The following is a 313-nucleotide window of genomic DNA, read 5'->3' as shown; positions in this document are numbered from 1 at the left end:
GCGAAGAAGAAGTTCAAGAGCCATCCGAGCGGCTACTTCCACATCGACGGCGCCGAGGTGCGCACCGAAAAGGGCAAGCTGCACATGTTCGTCGCCATTGATCGCACCTCGAAGTTCCCCTTCGTGGAAACGGCCACCACCGCCATATCGAGAGACTTCCTGCTGCGCCTGATCGCGGCCGTTCCCTACAAGATCCACGCCGTCCTCACCGACAACGTCCTAAGCGCGGAACGAAATGGAGCCTGCAGTCAAGGTCTCTCTGTTCGTCAGCATGCCCTTGCTGCGTGACGTTGGTCAAGTCGTCGAACCAGGC

1 pseudogene is annotated in these 313 nt (G+C 59.4%); it reads left to right on the top strand.

The window, feature by feature from the left end:
* Positions 1 to 216 (top strand): annotated as a pseudogene (locus EN818_RS31640) (IS481 family transposase); the annotation flags it as partial.
* Between the last annotated feature and the right edge of the window lie 97 nt (positions 217 to 313).

It is taken from the genome of Mesorhizobium sp. M3A.F.Ca.ET.175.01.1.1, from assembly GCF_004791945.1.
Taxonomy (GTDB): Bacteria; Pseudomonadota; Alphaproteobacteria; order Rhizobiales; family Rhizobiaceae; genus Mesorhizobium.
The sequence above is the reverse complement of the archived record's forward strand: the minus strand, read 5'-3'. Positions and strand labels throughout refer to the sequence as shown.